Origin of the sequence: Acrocarpospora pleiomorpha, assembly GCF_009687885.1 — a bacterium.
GTDB classification, from domain to species: domain Bacteria; phylum Actinomycetota; class Actinomycetes; order Streptosporangiales; family Streptosporangiaceae; genus Acrocarpospora; species Acrocarpospora pleiomorpha.
The window spans coordinates 27,045-44,301 of the sequence record NZ_BLAF01000082.1 but is presented as its reverse complement, the minus strand read 5'-3'; the positions used below and the strand labels follow the sequence as shown (position 1 = coordinate 44,301).

11 protein-coding genes and 1 pseudogene are annotated in these 17,257 nt (G+C 67.9%); 4 read left to right on the top strand and 8 right to left on the bottom strand.

Going from position 1 to position 17,257, the window contains the following annotated elements; translation table 11 throughout:
• Window positions 1–190: 190 nt before the first annotated feature.
• The gene (locus tag Aple_RS45465) at window positions 191–490 is read right to left on the bottom strand and encodes a LysM peptidoglycan-binding domain-containing protein (protein ID WP_218038848.1); all 300 of its coding nucleotides are present in this window, start codon (window positions 488–490) and stop codon (window positions 191–193) included.
• Window positions 491–777: 287 nt separating this feature from the next.
• On the opposite strand from Aple_RS45465, the gene lexA reads away from it, so the two are divergent.
• Window positions 778–1,479, top strand: a complete 702-nt coding sequence (gene lexA / locus Aple_RS45460) for a transcriptional repressor LexA (protein WP_155351015.1) — start codon at window positions 778–780, stop codon at window positions 1,477–1,479.
• A 731-nt stretch (window positions 1,480–2,210) separates the two neighbouring features.
• Window positions 2,211–3,308, top strand: a complete 1,098-nt coding sequence (locus Aple_RS45455) for a MalY/PatB family protein (protein ID WP_246265325.1) — start codon at window positions 2,211–2,213, stop codon at window positions 3,306–3,308.
• A 488-nt stretch (window positions 3,309–3,796) separates the two neighbouring features.
• Here Aple_RS45455 and Aple_RS53925 read toward each other — a convergent pair whose 3' ends face one another.
• The 4 genes from Aple_RS53925 to Aple_RS45430 all read right to left on the bottom strand — a co-directional run bounded on the left by Aple_RS53925 (window position 3,797) and on the right by Aple_RS45430 (window position 10,464).
• Complete coding sequence (locus Aple_RS53925) at window positions 3,797–6,292, bottom strand: cellulase family glycosylhydrolase (protein WP_218038846.1); 2,496 nt, start codon at window positions 6,290–6,292, stop codon at window positions 3,797–3,799.
• A gap of 234 nt (window positions 6,293–6,526) precedes the next feature.
• On the bottom strand, window positions 6,527–8,983 hold the full coding sequence (leuS, locus tag Aple_RS45440) for a leucine--tRNA ligase (protein ID WP_155351011.1): 2,457 nt from the start codon (window positions 8,981–8,983) through the stop codon (window positions 6,527–6,529).
• Window positions 8,984–9,561: 578 nt separating this feature from the next.
• Window positions 9,562–10,002, bottom strand: coding sequence for a hypothetical protein (locus Aple_RS45435; protein WP_155351010.1), 441 nt, complete (start codon window positions 10,000–10,002; stop codon window positions 9,562–9,564).
• A gap of 120 nt (window positions 10,003–10,122) precedes the next feature.
• On the bottom strand, window positions 10,123–10,464 hold the full coding sequence (locus Aple_RS45430; RefSeq protein WP_155351009.1) for a hypothetical protein: 342 nt from the start codon (window positions 10,462–10,464) through the stop codon (window positions 10,123–10,125).
• Here Aple_RS45430 and Aple_RS45425 point away from each other — a divergent pair.
• The gene (locus tag Aple_RS45425; RefSeq protein ID WP_155351008.1) at window positions 10,429–11,346 is read left to right on the top strand and encodes a hypothetical protein; all 918 of its coding nucleotides are present in this window, start codon (window positions 10,429–10,431) and stop codon (window positions 11,344–11,346) included. The two genes, Aple_RS45430 and Aple_RS45425, sit on opposite strands and share 36 nt — an antisense overlap.
• Before the next feature lie 82 nt (window positions 11,347–11,428).
• Here the strand turns inward: Aple_RS45425 and Aple_RS45420 are convergent, their stop codons facing one another.
• From Aple_RS45420 to Aple_RS45410, 3 genes and pseudogenes are all read right to left on the bottom strand, one after another.
• Window positions 11,429–12,703, bottom strand: coding sequence for a cytochrome P450 (locus Aple_RS45420; RefSeq protein ID WP_155351007.1), 1,275 nt, complete (start codon window positions 12,701–12,703; stop codon window positions 11,429–11,431).
• A 66-nt stretch (window positions 12,704–12,769) separates the two neighbouring features.
• Window positions 12,770–14,038 (bottom strand): cytochrome P450, encoded by a 1,269-nt coding sequence (locus tag Aple_RS45415; RefSeq protein WP_155351006.1) that lies wholly within the window; start codon window positions 14,036–14,038, stop codon window positions 12,770–12,772.
• A pseudogene (locus Aple_RS45410) lies at window positions 14,035–15,578 on the bottom strand (GMC family oxidoreductase). The gene Aple_RS45415 and the pseudogene Aple_RS45410 overlap by 4 nt, the downstream one beginning before the upstream one ends.
• Before the next feature lie 91 nt (window positions 15,579–15,669).
• On the opposite strand from Aple_RS45410, the gene Aple_RS45405 reads away from it, so the two are divergent.
• Window positions 15,670–17,181: a long-chain-fatty-acid--CoA ligase gene (locus Aple_RS45405; RefSeq protein WP_155351005.1), complete on the top strand. Its 1,512-nt coding sequence runs from the start codon at window positions 15,670–15,672 to the stop codon at window positions 17,179–17,181.
• Window positions 17,182–17,257 lie beyond the last annotated feature (76 nt).

The following is a 17,257-nucleotide window of genomic DNA, read 5'->3' as shown; positions in this document are numbered from 1 at the left end:
CCCTTTGGGACGCTCGCGCTCGGCCCGAACCTCCCGCATTCGCGGGATCGGCAGGGGTTCCCCATGCAGCCGTTCACGGACGCGCTCGCGCTCGGTCTGAGGCTTCGTGTTCGTGGAAGTTGGTGGAGTTCTCGCCTCGCTGTCGTCGCAGACGTACGCGTCCGGCCCACGTCCTGGAGGCGAGTTCGGGTCAGCCGGCTTGGCCGCTGGGTAAGTAGAGCTTGGAGCCTGGGCGGATCAGTGGGTCGGGGAGGCCGTTGAGGTTCATGATCTGGCGGACCATTGGGCCGGGGTCGTTGCCTTCGCTCACGGCGGTGGCGATCTCCCAGAGGGTGTCGCCCTCCTGGACGGTGACCCAGGGGAGTCCGGAGTGGTCGGGGCGGCCGGTCGAGGCGGTGACGGCGGCGCGCGTGCCGTACCAGAGGACGAGGAGGGTGAGGGCGGCGACGAAGGTGATGAGGACGATGCGTCCCCGGCGGGTGAGGCGCACGGGGGGACTGGGGTATCGGACTTTGGGGACCGGATCGGGACGCATGGACGGTTTTGTGGCTTGCATCGTTACCTCCAGCCACCGAGGAAGATCAAAACTTGGAAGAAAGATCGCGGAATCGAACACGGTGTCGATCGAACTCCCGTACGATGTTGTACACCACGGGACCGACGTTTTCGAGGACTATCGAACAATTGTTTGATAATGATCTTGAATCGCGGTACCGTCGCTCTGAGCGACATTGGGAATACGGATTGGGAGGTGCCCGGGTGAACAGCGACGGTCTGGTGAGCCAGCACGACGAGAGCGTGAGCGACCTGGCGGTGCGCCGGCGGGACTCGCTCGGCCTCACCCCTCGGCAGCGCAAGATCCTTGAGGTGATCCGCGATTCCGTTCAGCAGCGGGGCTATCCACCGTCGATGCGCGAGATCGGCGAGGCCGTTCAGCTGACCAGCACATCCAGCGTGTCGCATCAGCTCACCGCCCTTCAGCGCAAGGGCTACCTGCGCCGGGACCCGCATCGCCCGCGGGCGCTGGAAGTGCGCCTCCCGGGTGAGCCTGTGCTGTGGGTCGACCCGGACGCGGCTGAGGAGGATTCGGGCTTCAATCGCCCGACCGCCGCCTACGTGCCGCTGGTCGGCCGGATCGCGGCCGGTGGCCCGATTCTCGCCGAGCAGAGCATTGAGGATGTCTTCGCGCTGCCGAAGCAGCTCGTCGGCGAAGGCACCCTGTTCCTGCTCCAGGTCAGCGGCGATTCGATGATCGATGTCGCCATCGCCGACGGTGACTGGGTCGTGGTCCGCCAGCAGCCGGTCGCCGACAACGGCGACATCGTGGCCGCCATGATCGACGGCGAGGCCACGGTGAAGACGTTCAAGCGCAAGGACAACCACGTCTGGCTGGTCCCCCACAACGCCAACTACGAGCCCATCCCCGGCGACGAGGCCACCGTCCTCGGCAAGGTCACGGCCGTCCTGCGCAAGCTGTAACACCAAGCGGCGCCGCTCGGCCAGGGACTCGTCCCGTTGGCCATTGAGGCAGGGCCGTTGAGACAGGCCCACGTGCCCATAACGGCGAACCACTCAGCCCTGGCTGTCTTAGCAGCCGGGGCTGTGGCTTGTTTGGGGTGCTGTGGCCGCGCGGCTTGATCACGTAAACGGCGAGCCGGTGTCAGCAATGGCATCGCTCGAGTGGCCCTGTCACACGGCTTGATCAATTGGAACGGCACGCCGAAGCCGATGAATTGGCGACCCCGTTCGGGGGTGGTGACCCCTTTCGGGCGGTGCGTCCGCGCGAGTTGACCAGCCAAGGCGGTGTGCCAATGCCAGCGAGACAGCAGCGTCGCCCAGCGCAATCCAGCCTCACCAATTGATCAACCAAAGCGGCGCGCCCAAGCCAGCGAACCGGCGACCTCGTTCGGGGCAGTGACCTCGTTTGGGGCCGGTGCGTCCGCGCGAGTTGATCAACCAAGGCGGTGCACCGATGCCAGCGAGACAGCAGCGTCGCCCAGCGCAATCCAGCCTCACCAATTGATCAACTGAAACGGCGTGCCCAAGCCAGCGAAGGGGTGATCGCGTTTGGGGTGATGTAGCCGTGCGGCTTTGGGAGCGCGGTCTGTTGGTGGGGGCGGCCGACGTGATCGTTACCCGGTATTCATAATAGTGTGCCCGTTTATGGGGAAATATCCTGAATTGTGAGGCGGAGACTTGATGAGTTGAGCTTGGCTGATGTTGCTGGTCGGGATGGGCTCAAATGGGCGCAGGTCGCGGCGGGGGTGATTCCGGCCTGGGTCGCGGACATGGATTTTCCGCCGCCTGAGGCTGTGCGGGAAGCCGTGTTGCGGAGGGTGGACACCGATCTGGGCTATCCCGGCTGGCTGGACGACTCGACCGTAGGACCGCTGGCGGAGGCGTTCGCCGAGCGGATGGAGAGCCGGTACGACTTCCGTCCGGATCCGGGCCTGGTGCGGTCGTTCACGAATCTGAACCAGATTCTGCAGATCGTCCTGCATCTCATGACCGAGCCAGGGGACAGCGTGCTGGTGCACACCCCGACCTACAACGCGTTCCTGGACACCCTGCGGGCCATGGACCGGCGGCCGGTTCCGCTGGAGCTGATCGCCGACGGCGAGACCTGGCACTTCGAGCGACCGGCGGACGCTGGCGGGGCCAAGGTGCTGCTGCTGGTCAATCCGCACAATCCAACGGGGCATTGTTTCACCCGAGCCGACCTGCAGGACCTGGCCGAACTCGCCGAACGGCACGACATGATCGTCATCGCCGATGAGGTCCACGCCGATCTGGCATTCGCGCCGGATGCACACATCTCCTTCGGGACCCTGCTGCCGCATCGGACGATCACGATCACCTCGGCCAGCAAGGCGTTCAACATGGGCGGCGTGCACTGCGCCGTGGCCCATCTCGGACACCCAGGAGTCAGGGCAGCCCTCCAAGCACAGCCACCCCACCTGTACGGCGCCGCCAGCGTGCTCGCCGTCGAAGCCACGGTCGCCGCCTGGCGGCATGGAGACGCGTGGCTGGCCGAGGTCATGGCGATCCTCGACCGCAACCGTAAGCTGATCGCCAAACGCATCCCCCCGCACGTCCGCTACCAGATCCCGGCCGCCACCTACCTGGGCTGGCTCGACTTCGGCATCCCCAACGCCGCCGAACACCTGGAAAGCCGAGCCGGGGTCCGTTTGAACCCCGGCCCGATATTCGGCGCTCCAGATGGTTTCGCCCGCCTGAACTTCGGCACCTCGGGCCCGATCCTGGAGGAAATGCTCACCAAGATCTCGGCTGCGGTTCCCTCCCCGTAAGAGCGCCCAGCAGAACGAGCGGGTCGGCTTACTCACCGCTATCCGGCGCCGTTCACGCAGGTGGTAGTTCTCGCCGCACCGGCGCCAAGACCGGCAACGGTATCCGGGCCGGGAGTCCATCCCGGCCCGGATCCCACTGCGAGGTCATCAATTCGTCAGCTTCGGCGTGCTGCTCCAGTTGATCAAGCCGTGCGGCTGGACCGCCTCGGACGGTGCCGCTGCGTTACGGGAAGGTGAGGATCATGGCGTTGAAGGTTCCCAGGGTGTCCGTGATCGGGGCGTACCAGATCACGCTGGAGCACTGCCGGGGCTGGCCCGAGGCGCTTGGCTGGTGTGCCGAGGTTGTCGCCGCCCGAGATGGTGCCCTTTGCGATGACGTGCGGCTGGCGTCGCCCGGGGGGCGCAGGCGGCTTGGCGAATCCCATAGAGACACCCCCGTCACATGGCGAGGGCCGGGACTCAGCCCGGCCCTCGCGTTTCCCTAGAGATCAGGGAGAGGTGCAGGTGTAGCCCGACGGGAGGGCGGAGTCGTTGTTGGGGCGGCTGGCCTGGAAGCCGAAGTTGGTGCTGCCGTTGGCTGCCAGGGTGCCGTTGGAGGAGGTGTTCTTGGCGGTGACGGTCTGGCCGCTGACGGTGATGACCGCGTTCCAGAAGCCGGTGATCGTGTGTCCGGCCGGGAGGGTGAAGGTCACCGTCCAGCCGGTGATTCCCGAGGTGCCGGTGTTGGTGACGTTGATCGGCTGGATGACGTAGCCGTTCTGCCAGGCGCTCTGGGTGGTGGCCGCGACCGAGCACCCGCCGGTGCCGGTGCCGGTGGTGGTCACGGTCACCGTGTTGGAGACCGCGGACTGGTTGCCCGCACCGTCACGGGCCCGGACCTGGAACCGGTAGGTGGTGGAAGCGGACAGCCCGGTGGCCGCGAACGACGGCGTCGTGGAAGTGCCGACGACGGCGAAGGTGCCACCAGAAGCGCCAGGGGCTCGAAGGATGTCGTACCCGGCCAAACCGCTGCCACCGGTGTCGGTGGAGGCGGTCCACGCCAGCTGAGTCCCGGTCGAGGTCGTTCCGGAAGCCGCCAGACCGGCAGGTGTGCTCGGCGGGGTGGTGTCGGTGGCTGCTGTAGTCGTCACGGTCACCGTGTTGGAGACCGCGGACTGGTTGCCCGCACCATCACGGGCCCGGACCTGGAACCGGTACGTCGTACCAGCCGTAAGACCGGTGGCCGCGAAGGAGGCGGTCGTCGAGGTGCCGACGACGGCGAAGGTGCCACCGGAAGCGCCAGGCGCCCGAAGGATGTCGTATCCGGCCAAACCGCTGCCACCGGTGTCAGTGGACGCGGTCCACGCCAGCTGAGTCCCGGTCGAGGTCGTCGCAGAAGCCGCCAGACCGGCGGGAGTGCTCGGCGGAGTGGTGTCGGTGGCTGCTGTGGTCGTCACGGTCACCGTGTTGGAGACCGCGGACTGGTTGCCCGCACCATCACGGGCCCGAACCTGGAACCGGTACGTCGTACCAGCCGTAAGGCCAGTCGCCGCGAAGGACGCCGTCGTCGAATCGCCGACCACGGCGAACGTGCCGCCAGTAGTGCCAGGCGCCCGAAGGATGTCGTACCCAGCCAGACCGCTACCGCCGGTGTCAGTGGACGCGGTCCACGCCAGTTGGGTTCCTGTGGACGTCGTCCCCGAAGCTGCCAGACCAGCAGGTGTGCTCGGCGGGGTCGTGTCCGTCGGGTTAGGGGAGGATCCCGGCGGAACCGGGGCAATCAGGTACGGCTGGAGGATGTTCTGCTTGGCGGTCTGCACCGTCACCCAGTCGTCCATCACGATTCCTCCGGTGTCCCCCGAGTTCGGGTTCCACGACCAGTACGTGAACGACATCCCGTTCACTCCGGTCCCGGTGTATTTCATCAGCTCGGTCAGCCAGATCCGGTCCACGTTGCTGGCCAGCGTGCTGCCGAACTCGCCCATCATGATCGGCGCGATGTTCTGCTTGTGGATGTATCCGAAGTACTTGTCCCAGATGGCCGGCATATTGGCCGGGTACGTCGGGTCGCTGAACCACGACTGGTTGAACACCGAGGTCGCGTACTCGTGCGGCGAGTAAACCAGCCGGTTGGCCACGTTCAGCCGGACCGGGAACTCCCCTGCCTTGGTCAGGTTGCCGCCCCACCAGCCGCAGTCCTCGTCATTGCTGGGGTCGTTGTCCCACACGTTGGACAGACCGCCGCTGGGGCAGCTGACACCCTCGACGAAGATCAGCCAGTTCGGCTGGACCGCGAGGATGGCGTTGCCGGCGCGTTCCGCCGCCAGCCGCCAGTCCCGAGCCTCCACGCCGCAGCCCCAGCAGGAGCCGGTCGCGTTCGGGTTGGTGCCCTCGGCGTGCGGCTCATTGTGCAGGTCGGCGCCGATGACGGTGGTGTTACCCGCGTACCGCTGGGCCAGCATCCGCCAGTTGGCGATCCAGGTGCTCTCCGGCACGGCGGCGGTGTACCAGAGCGCCGACTGCCCGGCGGCGGCGGGCCGGTGCCGGTCCAGGATGATCCGCATGCCCTTGGTCCCGGCGTACTCGATCACCCTGTCCAGGATCTGGAGGGGTGAGAGGCCGATGAGGTCGGGGTTGGTGAAGTCGTTGATGCCGGTCGCGACCGCGCCCGCCTTGAGCGCGTCATCGGAGTACGGCACCCGGATGGTGTTGTACCCGAGCTGCGCCATGTGGTCGATCTGGGACTTCCAGGTCACACTGGCCCAAAGGCCGTGAAACGTCTTATTGTCGGTTTCCATCCCAAACCAGTTGATTCCGGTAATTCGGACCGTCGCACCTGTAGCGTCGACGATCTTGTTGCCGGAGGTGTGCAGGTATCCGGTTCCGGTCCCGGCCGCGTTGGCCGGGGAGCTGGTCGCGACGAGCATCGCCGCCACCATCCCCGCGCTGACGGCGATGGACCCCAGGACTCTGCCGAGTCTTGAAGTGGTGAAATATCTGGACAAGGTAGACCGCCCTCCACCCTGGGGGCGGCCGCCATGAGCCTATGGTCAGCGCGCACCCCAAGAACCGCCGCTCGACCGAGCGGCGGTGGTCGCGGCATGCCCTGACCGCACGCCAATATTCAACATGTGTGGCTCGCCGCAATTTTGAGCGCCGGGCGACACCACGGTCAATGTCCCAGGACGGCGGTCAATGTCCCGGCGCGGCGGGCGGACCCTCCACGCCGGGACGCGACCTCACGGGACGATGTTCACCAGCTTCGGCGCACGCACGATGACCTTGCGCGGAGCCCCGGACAGGTACGGCCGGACCTTGTCGGACTCCAGGGCCAGCACCTCCAGGTCAGCGTCCGAAATGTCCGGTGAAACTTCCAGCCGGTCCCGGACCTTGCCCGCCACCTGCACCACGCACGTCACCGAGTCCAGCACCAGCAGCGCCGGGTCGGCGGCCGGCCAGCCGGCCAGCGCCACCGACGGCTGGTGCCCCAGCCGCTCCCAGCCTTCCTCCGCCACGTACGGCGCGACCAGCGACAGCATGATCGCCAGCGTCTCGGCGGCCTCCCGGACGGCCGGGTCGGCGGCGCCGGGCCCGGAGTCGATGGCCTTGCGCGTGGCCGAGGTCAGCTCCATCATCCGCGCCACGGCGACGTTGAACCGGTTGCTCTCGACCAGCCGGGTGACCTCGTCCAGGGTGCGATGGGTGACCTTGCGCAGCGCCAGGTCGCCGGTGGCCGGGTCGACGCCGGGCGCGCTGGACACCTCGGTCATCACCCGGAACGCGCGCGCCAGGAACTTCTGCGACGCGAACGGGGACACATCCGCCCAGTCGATGTCGTCCTCGGGCGGCCCGGCGAACACCATGGTCAGCCGGACGGCGTCCACCCCGTACGCGTCGATCTGCTGCCCCAGGTCCACGCCGTTGCCCAGGTTCTTGGACATGGCCTTGCCCTCGTTGATGACCTGGCCCTGGTTCAGCAGCCGCAGGAACGGCTCGACGAAGTCGACCATGCCCATGTCGTGCAGCACCTTGGTGAAGAACCGGCTGTACAGCAGGTGCAGCACGGCATGCTCGACCCCGCCCACGTACTGGTCGATCGGCCCCCACTTGCGGACCCGCTCCACATCGAAGGGCCCGTCCTCGTACGTCGGATCCACGTACCGCAGGAAATACCACGACGAGTCGACGAAGGTGTCCATCGTGTCGGTGTCACGCTTGGCGGGACCCGCGCACTTGGGGCAGGGCACGTTCACCCAGTCGGTGGCCGAGGCCAGCGGCGACACCCCGCGCGGAGCCAGGGCTTCGCCGCGCAGATCCGGCAGCGTCACCGGCAACTGCTCGTCCGGTACGGGCACCTCGCCGCAGTCGGGGCAGTGGATGATCGGGATCGGCGTCCCCCAGAACCGCTGCCGGGACAGCAGCCAGTCGCGCAGCCGGTAGTTGACGGTGGCCCGGCCGGTGCCGTGCCCCTCCAGGATCTCGATGATTCGGGCGATCGCCTCCGCCTTGGCCAGGCCGTCCAGCGGCCCGGAGTTGACCAGCGTGCCCTCGCCTGGGGTGGCGATCCCGGTCTCGCCCGGGTCGGCCATGCCGGTGTGCACGACGACCCGGACCGGCAGCTCGAACTTGCGGGCGAAGTCCAGGTCGCGCTGGTCGTGCGCGGGCACCGCCATGATCGCGCCATGCCCGTAGTCGGCCAGCACGTAGTCGGCCGCCCAGACCGGGATGCGCTCCCCGTTGACCGGGTTGATCGCGTGCACGCCCAGGAAGACGCCGGTCTTCTCCTTGTCGGTGGCCAGCCGCTCGATATCGGTCAGCTTGGCCACCTCCGCGCGGTACGCCTCCAGCGCGCCCAGTTCCTCCGGAGCGCAGATCTCGGCGGCCAGCGGCGCGTCCGCGGCGACCACGAAGAAGGTGGCGCCGAACAGCGTGTCCGGGCGGGTGGTGTAGACGGTGACGGGCTCGTCCCGGCCCTCGACCTGGAATCGCACGTCCGCGCCGGTGGAGCGGCCGATCCAGTTCCGCTGCATGGTCAGCACCCGCTCGGGCCAGCCGCCCTCCAGCTGCGCCATGTCGTCCAGCAGCCGGTCCGCGTAGTCAGTGATCTTGAAGTACCACTGGGTCAGCTCGCGCCGCACCACCGTCGCGCCGCAGCGCTCGCACTTGCCCTGGACGACCTGCTCGTTGGCCAGCACCGTCTGGTCGTTCGGGCACCAGTTGACCAGGCCGCCCTTGCGGTAGGCCAGGCCGCGCTCGAAGAACCGGTTGAACAGCCACTGGTTCCAGCGGAAGTACTCGGGGTCGCTGGTGTGCAGGCGGCGGGTCCAGTCGAAGGAGATGCCATACCGCTTGAAGGAGTTGGCCTGGGTCTCGATGTTGGCGTAGGTCCACTCGGCCGGGTGCGCGTTGCGCTTGATCGCCGCGTTCTCGGCGGGCAGGCCGAAGGAGTCCCACCCGATCGGGTGCAGGACGTTGTAACCCTTCTGGAACCAGTAGCGGGCGACCACGTCCGCGATCGCGAACACCTCGCCGTGGCCCATGTGCAGGTCGCCGGAGGGGTACGGGAACATGTCGAGCATGTACTTACGCGGCCGGGGGTCGGCCGGGTCCTCGCTCGCGGCGTAGGGCTTCAGTTCCTCCCAGCGCGGCTGCCACTTGGCCTGCAGCGCCTGCGGGTCGTACACCTGCTCATCCACGGTTCACTCCTGATTTATCGCCACCTGCCCATAAGAAAACCCCCCGGCCTACAGCACGAGGGGCAGCCGCATCGAGGCTTGAGATCAGCTCACTCGATGCGGCCCGGTAAGAAGCAGGGTCTCCGCACGCATAACCCAAGCCTAGCGCAGTCCGCAACTGGATGACCGACGTTATCGGACGAGAGAGCGGATCTTACACGCGGAGTCAACTGCCGATACCCGATGGTGATAGATCCGTTGTGACCGCTGGTGTCCCTTTCCTTTACCCTCATCTCGTGGCGAACTCAGTCGAGCCGGGATCGGGCCCGGAATTCCGGCAAACGGATCTTCCGATGCAGGATCCACCGACCGACCCCACGGGCGAGCAGTTCCGCGGGGCATTCTCGAGTTTCGCTGCGGTACCCCCCGGGTCGCATGAGATCATGCCAGGCGCCCCCAATTCGGGCATGAACTCGGGAGGTCCCATGCCCTCGGAGCACGACGAGTCGCAGCGAGCCGCTGCTCGTGGCGGCTGGCCGGAGGTTCCCCCGGCTTGGCCCGAGGTCCCCCCGGCCTCCGGGCCCACCCCGCCGGGCCGCTCATTCGAGCCCCCGCCCGCCGACCCGTACGGCCAGCGAACGTACCGGACGGGCGAGCACCCGGTCCTCCCGCCCCCGCTCAACGACTACGACCAGCAGCCCCGGGTGGGCCGCGGCGGCACCGACCCCTTCGGCAGACCGCTCTACCGCGACCCGCAGCCCGGCCAGCCGCCGATGGACCCGCAGCCACCCCGCGACTTCCAGTTCCGCGAGCCCCAGCCGCGTGACCCTCGCGAACAGCAGTTCCGCGAACCCCAGCCGTATGATCCCCGCGAACAGCAATTCCGGGAACCCCAGCCGTATGACCCCCGCGAACATCAGTTCCGCGAACCGCGTGACCCCCGCGAGCAGTTCCGCGATCAGCCGCCGCACGTCACCCAGTTCCCGGAGCCGCAGCCGCGCGACCCCCAGTTCCGCGACCCGCAGCAACAGGACCGCCACCCCCGTGAGGCATGGCAGCGAGAGCCTGAGCACCCGGCCCCCGAGCCCTTCTCCACAGGCCCCTTCGGCGCGCCCACGCTCGGCCAGCCTGGCGGGCTACCCGGTCAGCCCGGGCAACACCTACAGCCCGGTGCCCCCGGTCTGCCTGGCCAGCCCGGACAACACGGACAGCCGGGCCAGTTCGAGCAGCCCGGCCAGTACGAGCAGGCTCCGCCCCGCCACGGCAACCGCCCGCCCGAGCCCCAGCAGCAACCCGGCCCCCGCGACCCCCAGACGTTCGGCATGGTCACCCCACAGGCGTTCGGAACCGGCGAAACCCCCCTCTACCGAGCGGACGCCTCCGCCCCACCGCAAGCCGCCCCACCCCAGCAGGCACCCTCCTTCACGGGCCCGCAAACCGGCGAACACGGCGTCCCCCAGTTCCCGATGACCGGCCAGCGCCCCCCACAGCCACCCCAGCAACACCAGCACCCGCAGGGCGACGACCAGTACAAGCCGTTCGTCACCGCCGGCCAGATCAGCGGCCCGAAGACCCCTCCCGCCCACCGCCAGCAGGAACTCTGGAACAACGTCTTCGGCGAGAACTACCAGGCCATCGAGGAGTACGAGGATGAGGAGCGCGGCCGCCCCATCTGGCTGTTCGCCCTCGCCGGTTCCGTCCTGATCGCGCTGATCGGGGCCCTGCTGTGGGCGTTCCTCGCGGGCCCGCTGGCCAGCAGCGGCGACGCCTCCCCCAGCGAGCCCTCCCCGTCGCCGTCGAAGGCGTCCGCGTCCAACGCCACCCAGCCCCAGGCCGCGGGCCTGCTGGAGTATGAGGGCACCCCGTCCCCCGTACAGGGCAGGATCGCCGACAGCGAATCGCGTGTCTCGATCCCGAAGCTCGGCGGCCAGTGGAAGACGGACGTGGACCAGCAGAAGAACCTGGCCACCTACGGCTACGTCACCCGGCAGTTCGTCAGCGCGGGCCTGACCACGAAGGGCAAGCCGCAGTTCGCCCAGGTCATGTCCGGCCCGCTGGGGCAGGACCTGGCCTCCAAGTATACGACCACCGACGATCTGCGCCCGGTGCTGAGCGCGGTGGTCTTCAAGGCCAGGCAGAACCTGTTCCCCAAGGGCAACAAGGTGTCCAAGGTCGGGCAGCAGAAGCTGCGCGGCGGGATCGGCCAGCTCGCCGCCTACGAGGTGAGCGACGACGGCGGGAAGACGCTGGTGGTGGTCGCCGCGGTGAACACCGGCGCGCCGCTGCCGTCGATCGTCTACATGCAGGTGCCCGACATCAAGGACGACCTGCTCCCCGACGTGGGCACCGTGTTCAAGTCCATCAAGGTCGCGAACTCTAATTAACCAGAAACCCGTCCCATAGACAGCCGCATAGCCGCCGACCAAGCTATTCACCGCTGCGGCTGTCCAGATCACGACTTTCTAATTAATAGAACGTGCAGTCCATGTGCTTGATCCCGTTGATGAAGCTGGAGAAGAGCCGCTCCGGCGGCCCGGCCTCGATCTGCGGGACCCGGCGCAGCAGCTCGCGGAACATGACCGTGATCTCGCGCCGGGCCAGGTGAGCCCCGAGGCAGAAGTGCGGCCCGGGCCCGCCGAACCCGACGTGCGGGTTGGGGCTGCGGCCGATGTCGAACCGGTCCGGCTCGGCGAACACCCGATCGTCCCGGTTGGCCGACCAGTAGTACATGACGACCTTCTCGCCCGTCCGGTAGAGGTTGCCGTTCATGACGTGGTCGCGCGTCACCTTGCGCCGCATGTAGTTGACGGGCGCCGCCAGCCGGACGATCTCCTCGACCGCGCCGGCGGCCCGGCCGTCCACGTCTTCGAGCCAGAGCGCCTTCTGGTCGGGGTTGGCCGTGAGCAGGCGTAAGCCGTGCGAGATGGCGTTCCGGGTGGTCTCGTTACCCGCCACCACGAGCAGGATGAAGAACGAGCCGAGCTCCTGCGCGGTCAGCTGCTCGCCGTCGATGTTGGCGTTGACCAGGGCGGAGATGAGGTCGTCGGTGGGCGTGCCGAGACGGTGCGCGGCCAGGTCCTGGACCAGCTGCTGGAGTTCCATCCCGGCGGTGAGCAACGATGTGGCGATGGCCGCAGGGTCGCTGACGTATTCGGGGTCGGAGGCGCCGAGGATGACGTTCGAGCGGTCGAAGACGAAGCGGTAGTCGCTCTCCGGGATGCCCATCATGTCGCAGATGATCTTCAAGGGCAGCCGGGCGGCCACTTCGGTGACGAAGTCGCAGCCGGAGCCGGTGGCGATGAGATCGTCCACGATCTGACCGGCGGCCGTCTCCACGTCCGCCTCGAACTGCTTGATCATCTTGGGCGTGAAGGCGCGGGAGACGATACGCCGGAGCCGGGCGTGCCGGGGATCGTCCATGCTGATCATGGAGCCGAAGTACTCGATGAACTCGGCCGGCATGTCCACGATGTTGGTCGCGCCGCCGGCCCCCGAGCAGAAGACGTCCGGGTTCCGGCTGGCCTCCAGGATGTCGGCGTGCCGCACCAGCGCGTGGTAGCCCACCCCCGGCGGGGCGAAGGAGACCTCGGGCTCGGCGAAGAACGCGGGCGTGTCCAGGTCGCGGAGCAGCCGGAACGCGTGCTCCCGCTCAGCCATGGGACGACCCCAGAAGTCCCAGTCGGACAGGTTGATGTCAGTTACCGATGTTATCGGCGCGCGCTCAACCGGCGAAGTCGTCATACGGCCACCCCTCCAGAATGACGTTCTGTTACATCCTGCCACAGGTGGCCGCGGCACGGCGGTCGATCACCAGGCGTAGTCCACGTGTTTGACCCCGTTGACGAAGTTGGACAGCAGGTAGTCGGGCTCCCCCACGGTACGGATCTGCGGATGCCGGGTGAACAGCTCGCGGAACATGACGGTGATCTCGCGCCGGGCCAGGTGCGCGCCCAGGCAGTAGTGCGGCCCGGGCCCGCCGAACCCGACGTGCGGATTCGGGCTGCGGGTGACGTCGAACACGTCCGGGTCGGTGAACACGGCCTCGTCCCGGTTTGCCGAGTTGTAGAACAGCAGCACCTTGTCGCCCGCGCGATAGTCCTGGCCGTTCATGGTGTGGTCCCTGGTCAGCGTACGGCGGAACTGGATCACGGGTGTCGCGTACCGGATGACCTCCTCGACCGTGCCGGGCACGTGCTTCTCGAAGTCGCTCAGGAGCAGCTCCCGCTGCTGCGGATTGTCGGTGAGCAGCTTCAGCCCGTGGGCGATCGCGTTCCTGGTGGTCTCGCTCCCCGCCACCACGAGCAGGATGAAGAACGAGCCGAGCTCCTGGGAGGTCAGGTGCTCCTCGCCGTTGACCAGCAGCGAGGTCAGGTCGCCGGTCGGGTGTTTGCGCCGCTCCCGGCCGAGCCGCTGAGCCAGCAGGCTGAGCGCGCGCCCGGCCGAGATCAGCTTGAGCAGGCCGCGCGCCACCGGCCAGCGGCGGAAGGGGGCGTCCGGGTGGGTGAAGTCGACGGTGATGCCGGAGTATTCGGCGTCGGCGTTGGCCAGGATGACGTTGGTGTGGCGGAGGATCTCGTCGTGCCGGTCGGGCGGGATGCCCATCATGTCGCAGATCACCTGGACCGGCAGCCGGGCGGCGATCTCGCGGACGAAGTCGCCGGAGTCCGGCGCGCTCGCGACGATCTCCCCGGCGGCGCGCTGCAGGTCCTCCTCCATCTTGGCGAGGATGCGCGGGGTGAAGGCGCGCGAGACGATCCGGCGCAGCCGGGCGTGCTTGGGGTCGTCCATGTTGATCATCGAGCCGAAGTAGACGGCCAGCCAGTTGGGCATGTCGGGGATGCTGTTGGAGGTGGGTTCGCTGCTGAAGATCCCGGCGTTGCGGCTGGCCTCGGTGACGTCGGCGTGCCGTACCAGCGCGTAGTAGCCCTTGCCCTGCTTGATGAAGGGCACCCTGTTCTCGTAGCAGAAGACCGGGCGCTCCAGCTGGCGGAGGCGGCGGAACGCGTCCACGCGCTCGTGCTGGGGGCGTCCCCAGAACGGGATGTAGGAGAGGTCGATGTCGGTGGTCACGCTCATGACGCCGCCTTCAGGAGGTCTGCCGCCTTTTCGGCGATCATGATGGTAGGCGCGTGGGTGTGCCCGCGGTTAAGCGTCGGCATGATCGACGCGTCCACGACGCGCAGCCCGGCCACGCCCCGCACCTCAGCTCCGGATCGACGACGGAGTCCTCGTCTGCTCCCATCCGGCAGGTGCCGACCGGGTGGTAGATGGTCTCAGCGCGCTCGCGGATCCAGCGGGCCAGCTCCTCGTCGCTCTCCGGCCCCCAGTACGGCTCCATCGGCGCCCCCGCGTAGGGCAGGAGTGCCGAGGTCGCGGCCACCCGCTTGGCCACCTTCAACCCGGCGACCAGCCGCCGCAGGTCGGCCTCGGCGGTCAGGTACGCCGGATCGATGACCGCCCGTCCGTCCCGCACCGTGATCCGGCCCCTGCTCTCGGGCTGGAGCAGTACGGCGCCCACGGTGATCCCGTGCCCGGACGGCTTGGTCAGGCCGTGGTCCACGAACGGCCCCGGCACGAAGACCAGCTCGATGTCGGGGGCGGGCTCCTCGGGGCTGGTCCTGATGAACGCGATCGCCTCGGCCACGCTGGTGGTGAGCATGCCGCGCCGCCGGAACAGGAAGTTCAGCAGGTTCGGCAGCGACTCCGCGCCGCTCAGCGTGATCGGCTGCGGGCACCGGTAGAAGGCGCCGGTGACCAGGTGGTCCATCAGGTTCGCGCCGACCTGCGGCGAGGCGTGCACCAGGTCGATCAGGTCGTCGGCCAGCACGTCCGGGTCGCCGACGCCGGAGAGCATCAGCAGCTGCGGCGAGCCGATCGCGCCCGCCGCCAGGATGACCTCGCGGGCGGCCCGCACCCGCAGGTCGTCGCCGTACAGGACGCCCACCGCGCGGCCGTCCTCGATCAGCACCTTGTGCACGTGCGCGGCGGTCAGCACGGTGAGGTTGGCGCGGTTCATGGCTGGGCGCAGGTAGGCGTCGGCGGCGCTCCACCGGTGACCGCGGAGCTGGGTGACCGGGGTCGTGCCGTAGCCCTCATTGCTGCTGCCGTTCACCTCGGCCAGCCGGGTCAGGCCGATCTCCTCGCACGCCGCCAGGAAGGCGGAGGTGATGACGTTGGGGCTGCGGAGCTCGGAGATCGTGATCGGGCCGTCGGTGCCGTACACGTCGCCGTGGTTGGAACCGGCGCGGCCTTCCGCGCGCCGGAAGTAGGGCAGGACTTCGTCGTAGCTCCAGCCGGGCAGGTCCCACTGGTCGTAGTCGAGAGCGGTGCCGCGCACCCACATCTGCGCGTTCATCGAGGAGGTCCCGCCGAGCATGCGCCCGCGCGGCCAGTACAGCTCCCGGCCGGCGAGCTCGGCCTGCTTCGTCGTGCTGTAGTCCCAGTCGCAGGGCGTCTTGAACAGCTTGGAGAAGCCGGCCGGCATGCGGACCTCCAGCTTGCGGTCGCTGCCGCCGGCCTCGATCAGCGCGACCTTGACGTTCGGGTCCTCGCTCAACCGGGCGGCCAGGACACATCCGGCCGAACCCGCCCCGACGATCACGTAGTCGAAATCCATAACTCCGTACTTACTCCGGTTCGTGGAATGCGTCCAGTTCGCAACCTCGTGTTACCTACCGGTCGGTATGGCGTGGTGGAACTATGTGGGCATGCTCAATCTGTCCATCGTGCTGGAGGACACCGCCCGGGAGACCCCGGACCGTACCGCCGTGGTCTTCGGCGACCTCCGGCTGCCGTACTCGTTCATCGACTCCGTGGCCAACCAGGTGGCCAATCTGCTGGTGTCGCGGGGCATCGGCAAGGGCGACAAGGTGGCGCTCGCCTGTCCCAACCTGCCGTACTTCCCGTCCGTGTACTTCGGGATCCTGAAGACCGGGGCGACGGTGGTGCCGCTCAACGTGCTGCTGCAGGGCCGGGAGATCGCCTACCATCTGGCCGACTCCGAGGCGAAGGCGCTGTTCTGCTTCGAGGGCACCCCCGACCTGCCGCTCGGCGAGCGCGGCCGGGCCGGGTTCGACGACTCCGCCGCCGAGCACTTCATCGTGCTGCCCGCGACCCCGCTGGCCACCGAATCGCCGTACGGCGAGACGATCTGGGCCGCGCTCGACGGCGTCTCCAACGTGTTCGAGACCGTGCAGACCTCCGCCGAGGACACCGCGGTGATCCTCTACACCAGCGGCACCACCGGGCAGCCCAAGGGCGCCGAGCTGAGCCACCAGAACATGCTGATCAACGCCATGATCAGCGATGAGATGTTCCCGCGCCAGCCGCAGGACGTGTATCTGGCCACGCTGCCGCTGTTCCACTCCTTCGGCCAGACCGTAATCATGAACGCGGGTTTCCGCCGCCGCGCCACGCTCGTGCTGATGCCACGCTTCGAACCCGGCGAGGCGCTGCGCCTGATGACCCAGGAGCAGGTCACCCTGTTCGCGGGCGTGCCCACCATGTACTGGGCCCTGCTCACCTCGGTGACCGAAGCCCCGACGTCCCTGGTCACGGCCGTCTCCGGTGGCTCGGCCCTCCCACTCGAAGTGCTCAAGGACTTCGAGAAGACCTTCGGCGTGGCCATCCTGGAAGGGTACGGCCTGTCGGAGACCTCGCCCGTCGCTTCCTTCAACCAGCTCGCCAAGGTCCCCAAAGCCGGATCGATCGGCACGCCCGCCTGGGGCGTGGAGATGCGACTGATCGACAGCGACTGGAACACCGTCGAGGACGTGGGCGAGATCGCCATTCGCGGCCACAACGTCATGAAGGGCTACTACAACCGTCCGGAGGCCACCCAGGAGGTCATGCGCGACGGCTGGTTCCGCACCGGCGACGTGGCCCGGCGGGACGAGGACGGCTACTACTTCATCATCGACCGGGCCAAGGACATGATCATCCGGGGTGGTTTCAACGTCTACCCGCGGGAGGTCGAGGAGGTCCTGATGACCCACGAGGCCGTCTCGCTGGCCGCCGTCGTGGGCGTCCCGCACGAGTCCCACGGCGAGGAAGTCAAGGCGTACGTCATTCGCAAGCCCGGCGCCACCGTCCAGGAAGAGGAATTAGTGGCCTGGTCCAAGGAGATGATGGCGGCCTACAAATACCCCCGGATGGTGGAGTTCCGCGACAGCCTCCCGATGACCGCCACCGGCAAGATCCTCAAACGCGAACTGCGGTAGCCGTAATTTCTTGATGTGGTTCCCCGGAAACAACGCGGGTAGGGGGCGCGGGTACGGTCAGCCGCCATTCGATGTT

Coding starts and splice junctions, on each gene's coding strand:
- Aple_RS45425 (WP_155351008.1), top strand. CDS start 10,429: ATGACCGGCCAGCGCCCCCCACAGCCACCCCAGCAACACCAGCACCCG.
- Aple_RS45420 (WP_155351007.1), bottom strand. CDS start 12,703: ATGACGACTTCGCCGGTTGAGCGCGCGCCGATAACATCGGTAACTGAC.
- Aple_RS45415 (WP_155351006.1), bottom strand. CDS start 14,038: ATGAGCGTGACCACCGACATCGACCTCTCCTACATCCCGTTCTGGGGA.
- Aple_RS45405 (WP_155351005.1), top strand. CDS start 15,670: ATGCTCAATCTGTCCATCGTGCTGGAGGACACCGCCCGGGAGACCCCG.